The sequence below is a fragment of the Arthrobacter ramosus genome (genome assembly GCF_039535095.1).
In the GTDB taxonomy this organism is placed as follows: Bacteria; Actinomycetota; Actinomycetes; order Actinomycetales; family Micrococcaceae; genus Arthrobacter; species Arthrobacter ramosus.
Genome location: NZ_BAAAWN010000001.1, coordinates 1,628,512 through 1,646,899 on the forward strand (window position 1 = coordinate 1,628,512; position 18,388 = coordinate 1,646,899).

16 protein-coding genes are annotated in these 18,388 nt (G+C 61.0%); 11 read left to right on the forward strand and 5 right to left on the reverse strand.

The features are described 5' to 3' along the window. Positions 1-179 precede the first annotated feature (179 nt). The 4 genes from ABD742_RS07670 to ABD742_RS07685 all read left to right on the forward strand — a co-directional run bounded on the left by ABD742_RS07670 (position 180) and on the right by ABD742_RS07685 (position 4,064). Complete coding sequence (locus ABD742_RS07670) at positions 180-1,880, forward strand: flavin-containing monooxygenase (protein WP_234752213.1); 1,701 nt, start codon at positions 180-182, stop codon at positions 1,878-1,880. A gap of 257 nt (positions 1,881-2,137) precedes the next feature. Then, on the forward strand, positions 2,138-2,887 hold the full coding sequence (locus ABD742_RS07675) for an SDR family NAD(P)-dependent oxidoreductase (RefSeq protein WP_234752215.1): 750 nt from the start codon (positions 2,138-2,140) through the stop codon (positions 2,885-2,887). 74 nt (positions 2,888-2,961) lie between these two features. After that, positions 2,962-3,501, forward strand: a complete 540-nt coding sequence (locus ABD742_RS07680; protein ID WP_234752218.1) for a flavin reductase family protein — start codon at positions 2,962-2,964, stop codon at positions 3,499-3,501. A gap of 35 nt (positions 3,502-3,536) precedes the next feature. Beyond that, positions 3,537-4,064, forward strand: a complete 528-nt coding sequence (locus ABD742_RS07685) for an NUDIX domain-containing protein (protein WP_234752220.1) — start codon at positions 3,537-3,539, stop codon at positions 4,062-4,064. A gap of 2 nt (positions 4,065-4,066) precedes the next feature. Here ABD742_RS07685 and ABD742_RS07690 read toward each other — a convergent pair whose 3' ends face one another. After that, positions 4,067-4,417 carry an ArsR/SmtB family transcription factor gene (locus tag ABD742_RS07690; RefSeq protein ID WP_234752222.1) on the reverse strand — a complete coding sequence of 117 codons (351 nt, stop codon included), beginning with the start codon at positions 4,415-4,417 and terminating at the stop codon, positions 4,067-4,069. Positions 4,418-4,570: 153 nt separating this feature from the next. Between ABD742_RS07690 and ABD742_RS07695 the strand changes: the two genes are divergently transcribed. Continuing rightward, positions 4,571-5,287 (forward strand): NADPH-dependent F420 reductase, encoded by a 717-nt coding sequence (locus ABD742_RS07695; protein WP_234752224.1) that lies wholly within the window; start codon positions 4,571-4,573, stop codon positions 5,285-5,287. 233 nt (positions 5,288-5,520) lie between these two features. Then, the gene (locus ABD742_RS07700; RefSeq protein ID WP_234752226.1) at positions 5,521-6,060 is read left to right on the forward strand and encodes a nuclear transport factor 2 family protein; all 540 of its coding nucleotides are present in this window, start codon (positions 5,521-5,523) and stop codon (positions 6,058-6,060) included. A gap of 114 nt (positions 6,061-6,174) precedes the next feature. Here ABD742_RS07700 and ABD742_RS07705 read toward each other — a convergent pair whose 3' ends face one another. From ABD742_RS07705 to ABD742_RS07720, 4 genes are all read right to left on the reverse strand, one after another. Then, positions 6,175-7,677, reverse strand: coding sequence for an NAD-dependent succinate-semialdehyde dehydrogenase (locus ABD742_RS07705; protein ID WP_234752228.1), 1,503 nt, complete (start codon positions 7,675-7,677; stop codon positions 6,175-6,177). A 70-nt stretch (positions 7,678-7,747) separates the two neighbouring features. Continuing rightward, complete coding sequence (locus ABD742_RS07710; RefSeq protein WP_234752230.1) at positions 7,748-9,433, reverse strand: thiamine pyrophosphate-dependent enzyme; 1,686 nt, start codon at positions 9,431-9,433, stop codon at positions 7,748-7,750. Between the two features lie 58 nt (positions 9,434-9,491). Continuing rightward, positions 9,492-10,805: a dihydrolipoamide acetyltransferase family protein gene (locus ABD742_RS07715; protein WP_234752233.1), complete on the reverse strand. Its 1,314-nt coding sequence runs from the start codon at positions 10,803-10,805 to the stop codon at positions 9,492-9,494. 26 nt (positions 10,806-10,831) lie between these two features. Further along, positions 10,832-13,048: an alpha-ketoacid dehydrogenase subunit alpha/beta gene (locus ABD742_RS07720; protein WP_234752235.1), complete on the reverse strand. Its 2,217-nt coding sequence runs from the start codon at positions 13,046-13,048 to the stop codon at positions 10,832-10,834. A 150-nt stretch (positions 13,049-13,198) separates the two neighbouring features. Here ABD742_RS07720 and ABD742_RS07725 point away from each other — a divergent pair, with 150 nt between their 5' ends. From ABD742_RS07725 to ABD742_RS07745, 5 genes are all read left to right on the forward strand, one after another. Continuing rightward, complete coding sequence (locus ABD742_RS07725; RefSeq protein WP_344787589.1) at positions 13,199-13,876, forward strand: GntR family transcriptional regulator; 678 nt, start codon at positions 13,199-13,201, stop codon at positions 13,874-13,876. 15 nt (positions 13,877-13,891) lie between these two features. Next, positions 13,892-14,446, forward strand: a complete 555-nt coding sequence (locus tag ABD742_RS07730) for a VOC family protein (RefSeq protein ID WP_234752239.1) — start codon at positions 13,892-13,894, stop codon at positions 14,444-14,446. A 573-nt stretch (positions 14,447-15,019) separates the two neighbouring features. Then, positions 15,020-16,339 (forward strand): MFS transporter, encoded by a 1,320-nt coding sequence (locus ABD742_RS07735; RefSeq protein ID WP_344787591.1) that lies wholly within the window; start codon positions 15,020-15,022, stop codon positions 16,337-16,339. A 315-nt stretch (positions 16,340-16,654) separates the two neighbouring features. Continuing rightward, positions 16,655-16,870 carry a hypothetical protein gene (locus tag ABD742_RS07740; protein ID WP_234752243.1) on the forward strand — a complete coding sequence of 72 codons (216 nt, stop codon included), beginning with the start codon at positions 16,655-16,657 and terminating at the stop codon, positions 16,868-16,870. Beyond that, positions 16,867-18,327, forward strand: a complete 1,461-nt coding sequence (locus ABD742_RS07745) for an MFS transporter (protein WP_234752245.1) — start codon at positions 16,867-16,869, stop codon at positions 18,325-18,327. The genes ABD742_RS07740 and ABD742_RS07745 overlap by 4 nt, the downstream gene beginning before the upstream one ends. Positions 18,328-18,388 lie beyond the last annotated feature (61 nt).

Genomic DNA, 18,388 nt, shown 5'->3' on the forward strand with positions numbered 1-18,388 from the left:
GGTCCTGACCCGGCGGCTCTTAGCGTTATTTGTGAACAAAGATCGGCAAAGTTGCCGATGCACTGACATCAAAGGAGATCCGGTGGGCTTTTCAAAAGTACGGAACCAGGATGGCTTGCTCCATCCAACGAGCGGTGACGCCAGTGACCAGTGAAGACGCGCGTCCAGGAAGCGAAGCCATGTCAAACAACCACATCCAGAACCCCGCGGGTGAGACTGAGGAATATTCCGTCGTTGTGATCGGCGCGGGCATGGGGGGCATTTATGCGCTCCACCGGTTTGCAGACCTGGGACACGACGTACACGGCTTCGAGGGAGCAGACGGGGTCGGGGGCGTCTGGTATCACAATGCCTACCCCGGTGCCCGCGTGGACCTGGAGAGCCACAGCTACGCCTTTATGTTTGATCCCGAGCTCTACGCGGGATGGGACTGGAGCGAGCGGTACGCCGCGCAACCCGAAATCCTGCGGTACTTGAACTACGTGGCGGACAGCCTCGGTGTGCGCCGCAACCTCTCGCTGAGCACCTGGGTGACGTCCGCGGACTGGCGGCCCCGCGAGAACAAGTACCTCATCAAGACCAATACCGGCAGGACGGTGTGGGCCCGCTATTTGGTGATGGCGACGGGACAGCTCTCCAAGCCGCGGAAGCCGGACTTCCCGGGACTCGATGATTTCGAGGGGGAATGGCACCAAACCTCTCATTGGCCCCAGACACCCGTTGAGATTGCCGGCAAGCGCGTGGCCCTCATCGGAACAGGATCCTCGGGGGTGCAGGCTGCCACGGAGATCGCCAAGACCGCGGGGCACCTCTATGTCCTGCAGCGGACTCCGAACTACTCGATTCCTGCACACAACGGGCCGGCGGACAGGAGGAAGAAGGCGCGCCTCAATAAAAAGGTTCTGCAACTGCGCGACGAGTCATACAACTCCCCGGTTGGCTATGTCATGCAGGGCTTCGCCGGCAAGGCTTCAGACTTCTCGGAAGAACAGCAGCAGCAGATTCTTGAGTCCAGATGGGCGTTCGGGGGCCAGACCCTGCTCGGAACTTTCTCCGACCAGGGGACGAACATCGATGTCAACAACGTCGTCGCTGAGTTCGTCCGCGGCAAGATCCGCGACATGATCGACGATCCAGAGACCGCCGAGAAGCTGATGCCCACCTCCTACCCGATCGGCATCCGTCGCCTCTGCATTGATACCGGGTACTACCCGATCTTCAATCAAAGCAATGTCAGTCTCGTGGACTTGAGAAGTGACCCGATCGAGCGCATCACCGAGACGGGGATTAAGACCCGGGACAATGAGTACGAGGTTGACTTGATCGTCTTTGCCCTCGGCTTCGAAGCCTTTACGGGTGCCCTGGACCAGGCCAACATCCGCAACGAGCACGGCCAGCAGCCGAGCGACCGGTGGAAGCATAAGCCGCAGACCCATTTGGGGGTGATGACGCATGGATTCCCCAACCTGTTTATGCTCACCGGCGCGCAAAGCCCAAGTGTGCTTGCAAACTTCTTCGTGGGGAACAACCAGCACGTTGACTTTGTGGCGGATATCATTGCGCACGCCGAAAAGAAGGGCGCCGTCCGCATTGAGGCCAGCCTTGAGGCAGAGCGAGAGTGGGGCGACCACTGCAACGAGATCGCGGCGCCACTCCTGCGCCGTGCCGTGGACAACTACATGGTCCACGTCAACAAATACGACGGCTCGCGCTATTTCATTCCGTATGCCGGTGGGTTCGACAAGTACGTCAAGAAGGTCGAAGACGTTGTCGCCGACGGCTACCGCGGCTTCGTTTTCACGAAGGCTTTCGCCCCTGGCAATTCGGGACAAAGCGCGACCGAAAGTCGGGGCCTTGACGCGATCCTTGCGGCAAAGTAGATAGACAGCCAAGGGGCTCTCCGGAAGCCGGACTGGTCATCCAGTTCAGGTTTCCGGGGAGCCTTTTGTTCTTGCGGGCCATCTGTTGGACGAGGCGCAGCGGAAGGGCACATGGGCTGCTCTCTTGAAAAACACTTTGGCGCAGTTTCCTTCCTTATTGGCGTTGATGGCCATCCCGGTGCAGCCCCACCCGCTCTTAGCGTTGACTGTGGGCGAAATTGGCAAAGAAGCCTACGCAAGGACATAAAGGAAAAACGATGAGCAACGTACTCGAAGGCAAGACCGCCATCATCACTGGTGCCGGCTCAGGCATGGGTTTGGCAACTGCCCGCCTGTTTCATCAGCAGGGCGCGAACATCGTGTTGGCGGATTTCTCGGGGGCCCAGGAGAAAACGGCTGTGGAGCTCGGAAATCGCACCGTGCCCATCCAAGCTGACATCTCAAACACCGCAGACGCGAAGGCAATGGTAAGCCTGGCCGTCAGCGAATTCGGCGGACTGGACATTCTGTGCAACATTGCCGGGGCAAATGCTCCAATGGTCCAGCACCATGAGGCGCTGGAGTCCGACTTCGACAAGATGATCAACGTGAATCTCCGGGGTGCTTTCCTCACGATGAAGTTTGCCATTCCGGCCATGCTCGAGCGTGGCGGGGGATCGATAGTTAATGTGGCGTCAGCTGCAGCCTTGATGGGAACGCCGTTGTACGGCAGTTACAGCGCTGCCAAGACCGGCCTCCTCGGGCTGACCCGCACCATCGCCCTTGAGTACGCGGCGCAGAATATCCGCGCGAATTCCATCTGCCCTGGCCCCATCAGGACTCCAATGATGGAAGAAGCTTTGGCAGAAAACCCTGCCGCCGCGGACTATCTCATCAATCTGGTTCCGGCACGTCGTGTTGGGACAGCCGAAGAAGTAGCCAATGCCGTCCTGTTCCTCGCCAGTGAGCAGTCCTCGTACATCACCGGCGTCGCATTGCCTATCGACGGCGGCCAGACCGCTGCTTAACTGTCCAGACTTATTCGGCCCGGATGTGGTCAGAGAACACCACTCCCACGCGGGCACCGAGAGGAAGAAAACCTATGACCCAAAAGTTTATGACCCGGCCGAAGGTCAGTGCATTCGGCAACGACCCCTTGCTGGTGAGAAGCACCTTCGCACAGTTTCCGTCAGGAGTGGCGGTGCTCGCGGTCGAAGCCGGCGGCGAGAAGCATGCACTCGTCGCGTCATCGTTCATGGTCGGCGTGTCGCTCGAACCGTGCCTTGTCGCGGTAGCGGTGCAGAAGTCATCGGAGACATGGGAGCAGATCAAGAATGCCGCCTCACTCGGGGTTTCGATCTTTGGCAAGGGGCAGGGACATCTGACCCGCAAGCTCGCAGGCAAGGACCGTGCCACACGCTTTGAGCAGGTGGCTATCGACGTCGGTGAGGACGGGGCAGTCTTCATAGAAGATGCGGCATTGTGGCTCGAGTGCTCGGTCCACGAGGTTTCAGAGGCCGGCGATCACTGGATGGTGCTGCTTGAGGTGACGAAGCTCGGAGTGGGCGAAAACGAGCCGCTCATTTGGCACGGTGCCAAGTTCCGCGAGCTTGTCAATGCCCAGTCGATCGACGTCGTGTAGCAGACTGAGCGGTTGCTGTGCGTTGGAAGGACACTATGAGCGTCGTTGAGGCGGCGTCCGGCGAGGGGGTTCCCTCGCGCGCTGCGCATGACATCCCTGCGGACCGCACCGTGATAGCGGCCGTCATCCAGTGGCGGGACAAGATTGCCCTATTCAGAAGAAGTGGAAATCTTGGCGACGACAGTGGCCTATGGCACTGCATTACCGGTTTCATGGAAGCCGGGGCCACGCCTGAACAGCAGACCCTTGAAGAGTTGTTTGAAGAAGCGGGTCTGCAACCCAAAGACCTTCTGGGACTCCTGCCGGGACCGGACTTAGTGGTGGCTGACGGCTTGGGCAATCCGTGGCTCATCCATACCTTCACCGCCTTGACGTCCCGACGCCGGCTGACGATCAATTGGGAAAACGACGCCTACAGGTGGACCGCTGCCCACAAGGCCAAGCGTTTCGCTAACCGCGTGGACTGGCTGGACAACGTGCTCGATGCGACCGGCCATGTCCCGCGTACCATTCCGGCACCTGGGCCCGGGGCATCCCCGGGCCGGAGCCTGGGTGCCGCTTAACGTCAGGAGGCTTGACGATCCCCGTGCTTGAAGGGGGCAGCCTCCTGGAGGATCAGTTTCAGCAGGCCGGGGAAGCGGACTTCGAGGTCATCGCTGCGCAGCCGGCTCATGCGGCGGACGCCCACATCGTGCTGATGGATCACGCCCGCCTCACGGAGCACCCGAAAATGGCGGGTCCCGGCAGACTTTGTCACTGGCAGGGCAAAATCGGTGCACGGTATGTCTTCGCTGCTGCCAGCCAGCTTGATGACGATCCCCAGCCGCACCGGGTCAGTCACGGCCGCCATCAGGCGGAACAGGTCCAGTTCATTGAGGTCAGGATGCGTGAGTGGGTTGGAAGTTCGGCTGGCCATGTGTCCAGTCTACCGCTGAAACCGCCTATGTTTACGTTGACGCGAACATAGGATACGGTTAACGCCAGGCCCACCCACCAGTGCGTGCCATCAACGGGACGTAGCTTTCAGGTTCCCGCTCCATCCACGACTCCCAACTGAGGAAACAAGAAAATGCCCACACTTGGAATCATTGGCACCGGAAACATCGGTAGTGCCATCGCTCATCTCGCCGTAAATGCCGGCATCCCTGTAGTGCTGTCCAATTCCCGCGGCCCGGAGACACTCGCCGGCCTCGTCTCAGAGTTGGGACCCCTGGCTTCCGCCGGCACCATCGAACAGTCCGCGGCGGCCGGAGACGTTGTTGTCCTGTCCGTGCCGCTCACCGCGCATACCGCCATTCCCGCATCCCTGCTTGAAGGGAAGGCCGTACTCGACACCACCAACTACTACCCATTCCGGGACGGAAGGGTGGCTGAGCTCGACGAGGAAAGGCTGACTACGAGCGAGCTCGTCCTGCAGCATTTCCAGGGAGCCGGCCTGACGAAGGCCTTCAACAACATCCTGGCCCACCACATCCCCCAGCTGGCGCGCCCCGCCGGCGCACCCGACCGCACCGCCGTTCCCGTGGCAGGCGACGACGCTACCGCCAAGGCGAAGGTCGTGGGGCTTATCGAGCAACTGGGTTTCGACACTGTGGACGCCGGCACATTGGCTGAAAGCTGGCGTTTCGAGCCGGAAGCCGCTGCCTACACCAGGCTTTACCTGGCGGACCCCGCCACCCCGGACGACACCATGCTCGAAGCTCCCGCCGCACCTGTGTCCGCTGAGCGTCTAAGCGACGCACTGAAGCGTGCCGAACCGGTGCGGGTTGCCGCGCGTACCTTCTAAGAACGGTTCCAGCCAGCTGGACTTAGGAGCGCGCTCTTGAGGGCGGCACCAAGGCCAGCGGGCGGCCCCTAGGACGTGCCGATGGAGGCGGTCCTTCGTACCCGGCACGTGGCGTTGCTTCTTAAATGCATGGCGCCCAAGATGCTACCCGTCCAGCAACTCCAGCTTCTAGCGTTGTTTCTTACGAGGCAGCAAGGAAGCTGCCTGGCGTTTGGAGTAGAAAGTCTGGATATATGTCCCTCACACATGCTCAACTGACTGAGTTGTATGACAAGCAAGCCCTCCACGACAACCTGATGCTGTATGCGAGGGGCGCGGACCGGCACGACCGCGAGCTGATGAAGTCCACGTACTGGCCTGATTCATTTGATGATCACGGCGGCTATGTTGGAAACGGTCAGGAGTGGGCTGATGCAGCCATGACCTGGCACGACAAGATCCATAGCTGCAGCCACCACATCTCCAACGTCCTGTCCGAGATTGACGGGAACCGTGCCAAGCGCGAAAGCACGTTCATCTGTGTGGTCCCCTTCAAGGACCCCGAGGTGACAATGTTCCAGGCCGGCCGCTACCGCGATTTGTGCGAAAAGCGCGACGGCGTGTGGAAGATCCTTCACCGCACCTGCATCTGGGACTGGATGGACGTTCGGCCCGTCAACTCGGACTGGGATGTCGTGAATGTCCCTCGAGTCTCGCATTGGGGAGCCTGGCATCCTGAGGACCCGATCTACCTCGACTGGATCGACAGCCCGCCGACGGAATTCTCCCGGTAGCCTTACACCTGCAGCGGCTCGCGTTCCGTTCCCCAGCAACAGTTCCCGAGCCAACAGTGAAGCGCCTGCCGGCCCCATTTACGGGGCCGGCAGGCGCCTTTGGCTGTTATGGGATTAGCCGGCGTAGGGGTCTGCGATGCCGATGTATTGGGTGGTGGTGTATTCGGCGATGCCTTCTGATCCGCCTTCGCGTCCCAGGCCGGATTGTTTGACGCCGCCGAAGGGTGCTGCGGCGTTTGAGATGACGCCGGCGTTGAACCCGACCATGCCGAACTCGATCTGTTCCGCCACCCGCAGGAGCTTGTTGAAGTCCCGGCTGTAGAGGTATGACGCGAGGCCGTATTCGGTGGCATTGGCCAGCCGGATGGCGTCGTCCTCAGTTTTGAAGGTGGTGATAGGGGCCACGGGTCCGAAGATTTCCTGGCCCAGGATAGCGGCGTCGTTGGGCACGTTGCCCAGGACGGTGGGTTGGTAGAAGTAGCCGGGTCCGTCCACTGGCCCGCCACCTGTAAAGGCGGTAGCCCCGGCGTCGACGGCGGCGCTGACCAGGGCGTGGACGTCGTCGCGTGCGCCGGCGTCGATGAGCGGGCCTACCTGGGTGGCGGGGTCGGTGCCGCGGCCGGTGGCCAAGGCGCCCATCGCGGCGGCAAACCTCTGCGTGAACTCGGCGGCGACGGTTTCGTGGACGAGGAAGCGGTTGGCGGCGGTGCACGCTTCGCCCATGTTCCGCATCTTGGCGGCCATGGCTCCCTCGACAGCTTTGTCCAGGTCTGCGTCCTCGAACACGATGAACGGTGCGTTCCCGCCGAGTTCCATCGAGGTACGGAGCACGTTCTGGGCGGCGTCGGCCATGAGGCGTTTGCCGACGGAGGTGGAGCCGGTAAAGGAGACTTTCCGCAGCCGGGAGTCCTTCAACAGTGGCCCGGAGATCCCGGAGGCGGAGGAGGAGGCAACGACGTTCAGGACACCGGCGGGCAGGCCGGCGTCGAGCATCGTCTGCGCGAAGTACTGCGCTGTAAGGGGGGTGAGCTTGGCGGGTTTGAGGACCATGGTGCAGCCGGCGGCGACGGCTGGGGCTACTTTGCGGGTGGCCATCGCGAGGGGAAAGTTCCAGGGGGTTATGAGCAGGCACGGGCCAACGGGTTTGTGCTGGACCAGGATCTTGTTCTTGCCCTCGGGGGTGGTGAGGTAGCGGCCGTAATCGCGAACGGTTTCCTCTGAGAACCAACGCAGGAACTCGGCACCGTAGGTGACCTCGCCTCGGGCTTCGGCCAGCGGCTTTCCCATCTCCAGGGTCATCAGTAGGGCGAAGTCCTCGGCCCGTTCGGTCACCAGGTCAAAAGCCCGGCGAAGGATCTCGGCCCGCACCCTCGGTGCTGTTCGCGCCCAGGACGTCTGCGCAGCATCGGCGGCGTCAAGGGCGGCGATGGCGTCGTCACTGCTAGCGGAGGCGAGGGTGGCAAGTACCTCTCCGGTTGCGGGATCCTGCACGTCGAACCTGCCGCCGTCGGATGCGTCCCGCCACCGCCCGCCAATCAAAAGGCCGGTAGGAACAGCGGCGAGCAGGGCAGCCTCACGCTCGGGTGAAACGGCAGGGGAAAGTGCGGAGACAGTCATAAAGGGAAGTCCTTAACAGTTGTAGGGGTTTCGACATGCTCAACCACAGGTGCGGGGCGGTTGGGGAGGGCTAGTAGGCTTTGACCCGCTGCTCAACCACCAGATGGATGAGCGCGAAGACGCGGTCCTCGTCGATGGCTCTCAGCGCCGCTGAGATAGCGGCAGGAATGTCAGCATCGCGTTCCACCTTGATGCCGAAACCCCCAAAGGCCTGTGCCATGAGCGCGAACTCCGGGTTTTTCAATTGGGTGCCCGAAACACGTTCGGGGTAATGCCGTTCTTGATGCGTGCGGATGGTCCCGTACTCCTGGTTGTCCATTACGACCACTAGGGGAGTGGCGCCGTATTGGGCGGCGGTGGCAAGCTCCTGTCCGTTCATAAGGAATTCGCCGTCGCCGGCGATGGTCACCACGCGCCTGCTCGGGTATTCCAGAGACGCTGCGATGGCGGAGGGGACGGAGTAGCCCATGGAGCCGTTGCGGGCACTGATCATCGAGGCGTAGCGCTGGGTGGGAAAGTAGCGGTGGGCCCAATTCGTGTGCTCACCTGCGCCCAGTGTGATCATGGCGTCATGCGGGAGGGTGGGGACGAGGTTGGCCATCAGGGTGTCCATCCGGGCTGGACCATCGGACGGCGTCGCTGAGGGAAGGGCGGCGAAGGCTGCCTGCTCCGCACGCATTTTTGCCGTCCAACTCATCCACTCATCTTTGACGGGAAGCTCGATCTTCGCGAGGTCGCGGACGAAAACATCGGGCTTGGCGACAATTTGGTAGGAGACGGGTCCCGAGCGGCCACGAAGCGATGGGTCGATAGTGACCAGGAAGTTCCTTTTTGACCAGTCCTGGCGGCAAAGAAATCCATCGGTAATCACGTCCCCAGGGACTGTGCCCACAAAAACCAGAAGGTCAGTTTCTTCGAGCAGGTCATAGGTGGGCCGCGGACGGCCGTAGCCTATGGGGCCAACATAAGAGGGGGAATCGAACGGGATGGTGCCTTCGGTGCGCCACTCGGCCGCTGCAGGAATGTGGTGCTTCTCGAGCCAGCGTGTGAGCTGGTCCGCCCCTTCTTGCGTCCAGTCGTTGCCGCCGGTGACGAACAACGGCTTGCTTGATGCGGCCAGGGCATCGGCCAGCGCGGCCGCGTCCACAGTGGTCATCCCACCCGTGGCGACCGGGATGGGAGGATGTAGTTCGGCGGGGATCTGTTGGCGGATGACGTCTTCGGGCAGGCCAACGACGACAGGACCCGGCCGTCCGCTCATAGCCGCGAAAAGGGCTTCAGCGACGATTTCGGAGGCACGCGCGGCGTGGTCCAGGACCATCACGCGCTTGGCGCCGGTGTCGAACCAGGCTTTGATGTCGAACTCCTGGAAGGCCTCGCGGTCCCTGTGGGCGAAGGGAATCAACCCCACGAACAGCACCATGGGGGTGGAGTCCTGCCATGCGGTGTGAAGTCCTACGTGGGCATTGGCAGCGCCGGGCCCGCGGGTAACCATTGCAATGCCGGGCAGCTGGTTCATCTTGCCGTCAGCTTCGGCCATGTAAGTCGCCCCACCTTCATGGCGACAAACGATGGTCTCGATTGACGAGCCGTGAAGTCCGTCAAGGACATCAAGGAAGCTCTCACCCGGCACTACATGGGCCCGCTTGATGCCGTGGGCGGCGAGCGTATCAACGATGACGTGCCCGGCGGACTTGCGGGATATCGGCAGCAGATCCCCTGGCAACTCGTCTTGCTCGGCTGTTACTTGAGTCATGGATAAAGCCTTTTCGCTGGAGGCCGCTTTGCGCAGCAGGATTCAGTAGGAGATGCGATTACAGGAGGATGCTCAGCGGGTTCTCGATGCGCGCTTTGAAAGCGGCCAGCAATTGTGCTGCCACTGCGCCGTCGATGACCCGGTGGTCTGCGGAAAGGGTGCAGCTCATGACCGTGGCAACTGCCAGCTGGCCGTCGCGCACCACCGGGCGCTGCTCGGCCGCCCCGACGGCCAGGATCCCTGCCTGGGGCGGGTTGAGGATGGCCGAGAACTCCCGTGTCCCGTACATTCCCAGGTTCGTGAGGCTGAAGGACCCGCCGTCGAGTTCCTGTTGCCGGATCCGGTTCGCGGCTGCACGTTCTTTGTAGTCGCCCATGGTCCTGCCCAGGGAGCTGAGGGAGAGGTTTTCCAGGCCGCGAACCACGGGTGTCAGCAGGCCGTCCGTGGTGGCGATGGCCACGGAGACATCCACCGTTGAATAGTGGCGGATGGCGTCTCCTTGCCAGGAAGCATTTGCGGCAGGCACGTCCACAAGTGCTCCTCCCAGGGCTTTCAGGACAAGATCATTGACTGTTGCCTTCCGGTTCGAAGGGAGCGCGCCCTGGTTAATTTCCTTGCGCAAAGCCAGGAGGGCGTCCATCTCGACGTCGATGGAGACATAGAAATGGGGAACGGTTGACTTTGACTCAGTAAGCCGTCGTGCGATGGCCTTGCGCATGCCCGAGAGCGGTTCGTCCTGGAAGTTTTGCACGCCGGCAGTCAGGGACGCAGCGGTTGGGGCAGCGGGAAGGAGTTCTTCAGCTTTGGAGACGCGTTCCGGACTTGCTGCGTGTTTCCTGCGGGCGGCTTCGACGTCCCGGCGAAGGATCCTGCTGTTGGGTCCCGAGCCCGTTAAAGATGAAAGGTCGAGGCCGAGTTCTTTAGCGAGCTTCCGGGCCAAGGGTGACCCGAATACCCGCGAGTCCCGTCCCTGAGCATGGCTGGACGGCTCCAGGCCCGCGTCCAGAGCCGCAGGCCGCGTATCCCGCCTGGTTGTTGGTGCTTCAGTATCCTCGGGCACGGGATGCTCTGCAAGGCTGTGCGAAGCACCGCCGGCGGAGGCTATCTGCTTGTCGATGGACGCTTCATCCTCGCCTGCTTCGACGAGCACGGCAATGGGCTCGCCGACACCTACGGAGGTTCCCGGCCGGATCAGCAGTCTCCCGACAGTTCCGGGAAACTCAGCCTGCAGTTCAACGGTGGCCTTCTCAGTTTCAATTTCGGCGATGGGTTGACCGGCTGCGATGGTGTCGCCTATTTTTACGAGCCAGTCCTGGAGAGCTGCCTCGGTGGCGTCTGCGACGACGGCCGGCATGGTGATGATGGTTGCCATGATGAATGTCCTTTGATGGATCCGGTTCAGGAAAGGCCGAGATTGCGGGCTATTTCGTCGAAGCCGGCAAGGACGTCGTTGAGATCGGCGTTGGCTGCAGCCTCAAGGACTTTCGAGATGCTCGGCGCGGCTTCCTTGCCCGTAACGCGTTGGATGGGCTGGTCGAGGTAATCGAAGAATCTGCGCTGGATCTCGTCAGAGAGCCAGCCGCCGTATGACGTGCCGCGGGCACCCTGTTCGACGATCAGGACGTTGTTGGTTTTCTGGATTGAGGCGCCGATGGTTTCCCAGTCCAGGGATGCCCTGTCGAGCCACCGCAGATCGATGACTTCGGGATCGAGATCAAGACGGCGCTCGGCGGCCTGAAGCGATACATCCACCATGTTCAGGTAGCTCAGGACAGTGACGCCTTCGCCCGCCCGCCGCACGGCCGCTTTGCCCACCGGCAATTGGTAGTCGAGATTCTCCGCGGGTATGTTTCCTTTGGTCCCGTAGAGGTCTACGTGCTCAAGAACGAGCACCGGGTCCTGGAGTTCCAAGGCTGTGTTCATCAACCCGATATAGTCTTGCGGTGTTGACGGCGCTACGATGCGCCAGCCCGGGTTGTTGGCGAAGATCCCTGCCGGATCCATGGAATGCTGCGAGCCATAGCCGGCTCCCATTGCGACCTTGGACCGGAGCACCACAGGCATGGAGGACTGGCCGCCGAACATGTGCCGGGCCTTGCCGATCTGGTTGAAAATCTGGTCAGCGGCTACCCACAGGAAGTCGGAGTACATGAACTCCACGACCGGCTTGTATCGTCCGGTCATGGACAGGCCGCCTGCCAGGCCCGCGAAGGCGTTTTCACTGATTGGTGTGCCCAGGACCCGGTCTGGATAAGCATCTTTCAGCCCGCGCGTAGCCCCGTTGGTGCCGCCCTTGAGCCGGTGCACGTCTTCGCCGAGGACCAGCACGCCCGGGTCCACGTCCATCCGGCGGCCGAGGACATCTGCAATGGCATCAACGAAGCGGCGCTCCACGGTGCCGTCTTCGGTTGGTTCGCCGGGTTCTGTGCCGGTCAATGCCGGTTCGCTCCTGATGTCGGTATCCACGGCAGCCGGATCCGGCCAAAGAGTGGGGCGGATCCGGCGGGCGCCTTTCGCGCTTTCCGGGTCCTTCTCCGTGATTTCGTCCACAATCCGGGTGATTTGCTCGGTGATGTGCGACGTGAGATCACTCAATTGTTCGTCCGTGAGGAGTCCGCGCCGGGTCATCTCTGCGGCCAGTTTGGCCAAGGGGTCGCGTTCACGCCACTGCTTCTCCTCCTCCTTGGTCCGGTAACCGAAGGCGCTGCCGGGGAAGGGGCCGTTCTGGTGGAAATAACGGTAGGTTTCCGCCTCTATAAGGGTTGTTCCCTTGCCAGCGCGCATGTAATCCACGGCTGCCTTCTGGGCAAGGTAGACCGCGAGGGGATCCATGCCGTCCACGCGCCAGGACCTGATGCCGAAGCCGGGCCCACGAGCCGCCAGCCGAGGTTCCCCTGTTACGTCGGATACGTGGGTCGAGACAGCGTAGAGATTGTTTTCGATGTAGAAGCACAGCGGCAGGCGCCATGCAGCGGCCAGGTTCATGGTCTCAAGCGTTGACCCGATGTTCGAGGCGCCGTCACCGAAATAGGTTACGGTGACCCCCATCCCATCTGCCTGGCCGCCGTCGTCCTGGATTTCTGCGTCATGGCGCTGTGCCCAAGCATTGCCAGCGGCAAGCGGCACTCCGCCACCCACAATGGCGTTGGTGCCCAGCGCTCCGGCCTCAAGCCACTGCAGGTGCATCGACCCGCCCCGGCCACCGCTAAAACCGGCCCTGAGACCCAAAATCTCGGACATCGTCCGTCGGATGAATTCCGTGACCTGGTCGTTTTTTATCCCGTCGATGATGGACATGCCGTGCGGGGACAGATAGGCAAGACCCTTTGCCAGGAACTGGTGATGGCCACGGTGGGTGCCGTTCACGCCGTCGGCTCCCCGCAGCGCCAATACGGATCCCACCGCTGCTCCCTCCTGGCCAATGCTGGAGTGGGCGGGGCCGTGTACCAAACCCTCTGCCGCCAGCTGCAGGACAACTTCCTCAAAAATCCGGATGGTGTGCATCTGCACAAGCATGGATTCGAGCAACTCCGGAGCTGCTGCGTCCCAGTCGTCGCGCGTTGCGCGCAGCTCTGTGCACTCAGTCGAGTAGGTCAAGGGCGTAGTGGTTGACATCTTTGGCTCCCATGGGGCGTACGTGCATCGTTTTTGCGTTCGTTCCACCATAAGCGGGGGAATGGATCCAATGCAAGGAGTTCACCCCCCTTTTGTGCGCCCAACTGTCCACCAATGGATCCATTCGGCCGGAGTCGGTATGCTTTAGGTATGTCCACCCAAGCTGTTCTTTTGAAGAAATCGGGCGCTGCCAGCCAGCGCATCGCAGACGAACTAAGTCAGAGGATCCTGGACGGGGACCTTGCGCCGGGCACGAGGATCCGACAGGAGCAGATCGCAGAAGACTTCGGCGTCAGCAGGTTGCCGATCCGTGAAGCCTTGCGAATCCTTGAATCGCACGGGCTCGTCACACTTGTTGCGTCCTCCGGGGCCTGGGTCAGCTCCATGAACCTCGCTGAGTGCCAGGAGACGTACCTGATCCGCGAACGGCTTGAGCCGCTCGCGCTGGGACAGGCCATCGATAACGTCGGCATTGAAACCTTGGATCGGCTCGTTCAGTTGACCAGCGAGATGGAGAACTGCCGCGTGGTGGAGGACTTCGTCGAACTGGACCGCGAATTCCACCTGTTGAGCTTTCAAGATGCGGGCATGCCGACCTTGCTGGAGATGGTCGAGCGGCTCTGGAACACCACCCAGCATTACCGGCGCGCGTACGTGCAGCTGATCGGTCCCGATGGACTGGCCGACACGCATTTGGAGCATAGGCTCCTCGTGGCGGCCATCCGCCGTCGTGACACCCGTTCTGCTGAGGAATTGCTGGCCATGCATGTCCGCAAAACACGCATGGCCCTGCTTGATCACCCTGAGATATTCGATCGCCAGAAATAGTTGCTGGAGAACCACATGAACCAGGACGCTGAACAGCAAGACATTGCCCTCAGGGAACGGCGTGGACTGCCGGGTATCCGTGGAACGGACCACATCGGGTTCACAGTGCCCGACATGGAGCAAGCCCACGAATTCTTCGTCAACGTCATAGGGTGCCAGCATGTCTACTCGCTGGGGCCGTACCCGCAGGACCCCGAGTTGATGCAGACAAGGCTTAACGTCCACCCGGAGGCAACACTGGCGGAGATACGCTTCTACCGCTGCTTCAACGGGGCGAATTTTGAGGTCTTCAACTACTCGTCCCCGGATCAGCGGCGAGAACAGCCCCGCAACAGTGACATTGGCGGTCATCACCTCGCCTTCTACGTCGAGGACCTCGACGTAGCTGTTTGCCATCTCAAAAACCACGGGATCCAGGTGCTTGGGGAACCGACCTCGAGTTCAGTAGCCAGCGAGGGCCAGCGCTGGGTCTATTTCCTGGCGCCGTGGGGAATGCAATTCGAACTCGTGTCCTTTCCCCAAGGAAAAGCGTACGAATCGCAAACCCCACTGCGGCTCTGGATGCCCTAGAGAAGCCGCTACCGCAATCTCGGGTCGAGGCCGTACTGTTCAGGGACGCCGAGGTGTGCGCGGAGGTTCTGCCTTCGTAGTCGGAGTGCAGCAGGCCCCGTTCCTGCAGTATCGGAACAACCTCGTCGACGAAAGTGTCGATTCCATCCTCATAGATGTCCACCGATACCCAGAAACCATCCACTGCCCCCGCCTCGAACCATTCCTGCATGTGGTCCGCCGTAACGGCCGCCGTGCCTACGGGGGTGGGGTGGTAGTCGATGACTCCGTGCGCCAGGATGTCGCGGATGGTCCAACCTTCCCGTGCTCACTAATGAGAATGTTCGCACGTCTGCAAGAACGCAAACTTTCACATTACGAACGCTTGCTAAGTGATGCGAAAGTTTTCCTTGACGCACGCACCACCAGGGAAGTAGCGTCGCCATACCGACCCGGACAGATCAAGAAGAAACCTCGGGCGGGATGTCACCTGTAACCCGGCAGCCTTGGCGCCGGCGCGAGCACCCAGGAGCACACATGCGGACAACGAAGTCGCAGGTCGTAAAGGCTGTTGAACCGATCACGGGGCAACACATGGATACCACCGTTTTATCCCCGGCAACACCCACGGAGTTTGGGCCGCAGCAGAGGAAGTTGTTGCGCCGGACCATCGCGGGCAGCGCTGTAGGAAACATCCTGGAGCAGTACGATTTCGCTCTGTACGCATCAGCGGCCGCGCTAATCTTCGGAAAGTTGTTTTTTCCAAGCTTCGACCCGACTGTCGCCCTGATTGCCGCGTTCACGACGCAGGCCGTTGGATTTATTGCGCGCCCGCTCGGGAGCCTGGTAGCCGGGCACGTTGGGGACCTTCATGGCCGGAAGCGCGTCCTGGTCGCCATGTTGCTCATCGCAGGCATTTCGACTACCGCAATCGGGCTTCTTCCGACCTATGCTGCCATCGGGATCTGGGCGCCGATTTTCCTTGTCATACTGCGCTTCGTGCAGGGCTTTTCCTTCGGCGGCGAATACGGAGGCGCCATTTTGATGGTGAGTGAGACGGCCCCTCGGGAAAAGCGGGGTTTCTACACAGGGTTCATACCGGCATCATCAGCGCTCGGTGGCCTGCTTTCGACTGTAGTACTTTTCGCCGTGAGTCTTCTGCCGCCGGAAACTTTCGAGGCATGGGGCTGGAGAATCCCGTTCCTGCTATCGATTATCCTCGTCGTGACTGGGCTCATCATTCGGCTTCGGCTCAAAGAGACGCCGGTATACAAAGACGCAGAGGTAAAGGGAAAAACCACCCGTAAACCCATCCTCGAAGTGATTAAGACCAATCCCAAGCAACTTCTCCTGGCCGCGGGAATCAGTTTCGGATTTGGCACCCTCAACTACGTCGTGCTGGGTTGGTTGTTGAGCTACACCGCTGTGGACCTCAAGGTTGGTGCGGGCCTGGGGTTGATTGCCCTGGTAATTGGCTATGTTTTCTATGGCATCAGTGACTGGGTGAGCTCTGCGATTTCCGACCGGGTAGGCCGACGCCCGGTCATCCTCACTGGTGGAATTGCTTACGGGGTATGGGCATTTCCGATGTTCGCCATGGTGGACACCAAGAGTCCCGTACTCATCGTGGTGGCGATGGCCGTCTCCCTGACCCTAAGCGGCATGATTTACGGTCCGCTGGCCTCGTTGATTAGTGAGCTCTTTGCCACCAAGTTCCGCTACAGCGGTGCCTCGATGGGTTATCAGCTCGGGCAGACCCTGGGGGGTGGGTTCTCCCCCCTGATCGCAACCGGCCTGTATGCAGCAACTTTGGCTTCCTGGTCGGTCGCCATTTACCTCGTCATCGCCGGGCTCATTACCGCAGCGAGCGTATTCTTCCTGACCGAAACAGCGGGGCGAGACCTGACACACTGACCCTCTGTCACCTGTCGCCGGCTCTGCGCGCTCCCGCTGGGAGCGGGCAGAACCCGGACCAGGAGCGGATCGGTGTGGCACAAAGTGGCGTATTTTCGGGTGTTGTTGGCGTGGATGGCTATGAGCGGCCCGGGCGCGTCGCTTTTAGCCTTATATGAGAACGAGGCTTAGCGGGACAACCATCGCACTGCCACCAAAGCCGGGCTTTGTTGTGGGGCTGACCAGGATCCGGTGCTCCACCTTTGTCCGTTCTGCCATAACCCGCCATGCTCGGTTTGAAGAGCAACATCACTTTTGGAAGGTATTTCGACGGCAATGAATTACAGTTCGGAGAATTCCATCACTTTGACCGTCCAGAAGCGCGCCGAATTGGAGCAGCGACTCGACAATGCGGTGGGCAAACGGCTTGAGAATGCGAAAACGCGGAAGCAGGGCATGCTGGTGACGCGTAGCAGCCCGGAGACCTTTACCGTCAGCCTGAGTGAAAAAGTCCCGTACGGCACAACCATGGAGAAATTGAGCTGGCGGTGACGACAGCGACTGCCGACGGAGTCGGGTTTCGGTCCCGGCGGGGCCCCATTCTTATTGCCTTAATGGTCTCGTCAGGCCTGGTGGCGATTGATTCGACGATTGTGGCGACGGCTGTACCTTCGATCGTGCAAGACGTTGGCGGCTTCACATCCTTTCCATGGCTTTTCTCGGCCTATCTGTTGGCGCAGGCTGTCTCCGTGCCGGTCTACGCGAAACTCTCGGACGTCGTTGGCCGTAAGCCGATCATCCTTAGCGGTATCGCTCTTTTCCTGCTCAGTTCGATCCTTTGCGGAGTGGCGTGGAGCATGCCGGCCCTCATTGCGTTCCGCGTGCTCCAAGGCCTGGGCGCGGGAGCAGTCCTGCCGATGGCTATGACCATCGTCGGCGATATCTACACGGCGACTGAACGGGCTAAAGTGCAAGGCTATCTTGCCAGTGTGTGGGCACTTTCGTCAGTCACTGGCCCAACGTTAGGCGGATTGTTCGCGTCGGTCGGCATCTGGCGTGGGATCTTCCTTCTAAACATCCCGCTCTGCCTCTTGGCCGGGTGGATGCTGATCCGAGCGTTCCACGAACGTATCGAGCGCGCCAAGCACCGGGTGGACTATTTAGGGGCGGTACTGCTAACTCTGTCCCTCAGCCTGCTTATCCTCGGGGCTCTCGAGGGCGGCTTGGCATGGGCTTGGAACTCCCTCACCAGCATCTCCGTGTTTGGAGTCGGGACACTCCTCTTCGCGGTGTTCGTTCTGGTCGAGAGGAGGGCAGCAGAGCCAGTGCTGCCGCCGTGGGTAGTGTCCCGGCGTCTGCTGGCCACGACGTCGATGATTTCTTTCGGCATTGGTGCAATCATGTTCGGCCTTACTTCCTACGTGCCCACGTTCCTCTTAGGATCCCTCTCGACCTCCCCGGTTCTGGCAGGGCTCGCCGTGGCAGCATTGACCATCGGCTGGCCGATCAGTGCTTCACAGGCTGGCCGGTTCTATTTCCGGATTGGCTATCGGAGGACGGCACTTATCGGTGTCATGGTCGCTGTCATCGGTACATCGGTCCTTACGCTCACGGCCTCTTCTCCCAACGTTCCGGTTGTGGCGGTGTGTTGTTTCGTCGTCGGACTGGGACTGGGGCTGGTGGCGACCCCGATCCTCATTGCCGCCCAGTCAAGCGTCGAATGGAATGAGCGCGGCGTAGTCACGGGTACTAATCTCTTCGCCCGTTCGATTGGAAGCTCCATCGGCGTCGCCGTTTTCGGGGCAGTAGCTAACTCGATATATGCCGGCGTCCCCGGCGGCGATTCCGACCCCCAGACAATTGTGTCTGCGACTACTGCTGTCTTCGTGGCCGTACTGGTCAGTGCCATACTCACTGTTGTCGCCGTTATCGCGATGCCCGCGGTTGACGACGAGAGCAACACTCTCGAGGCATCGGCCGAGGCCAATGCGTTCTCCTCACATGGTTAGGACGCTTGGCTCCATAGTTCTGCGAACATGTCATATCGAACCGCGGCCGAGGCTCCGTCGG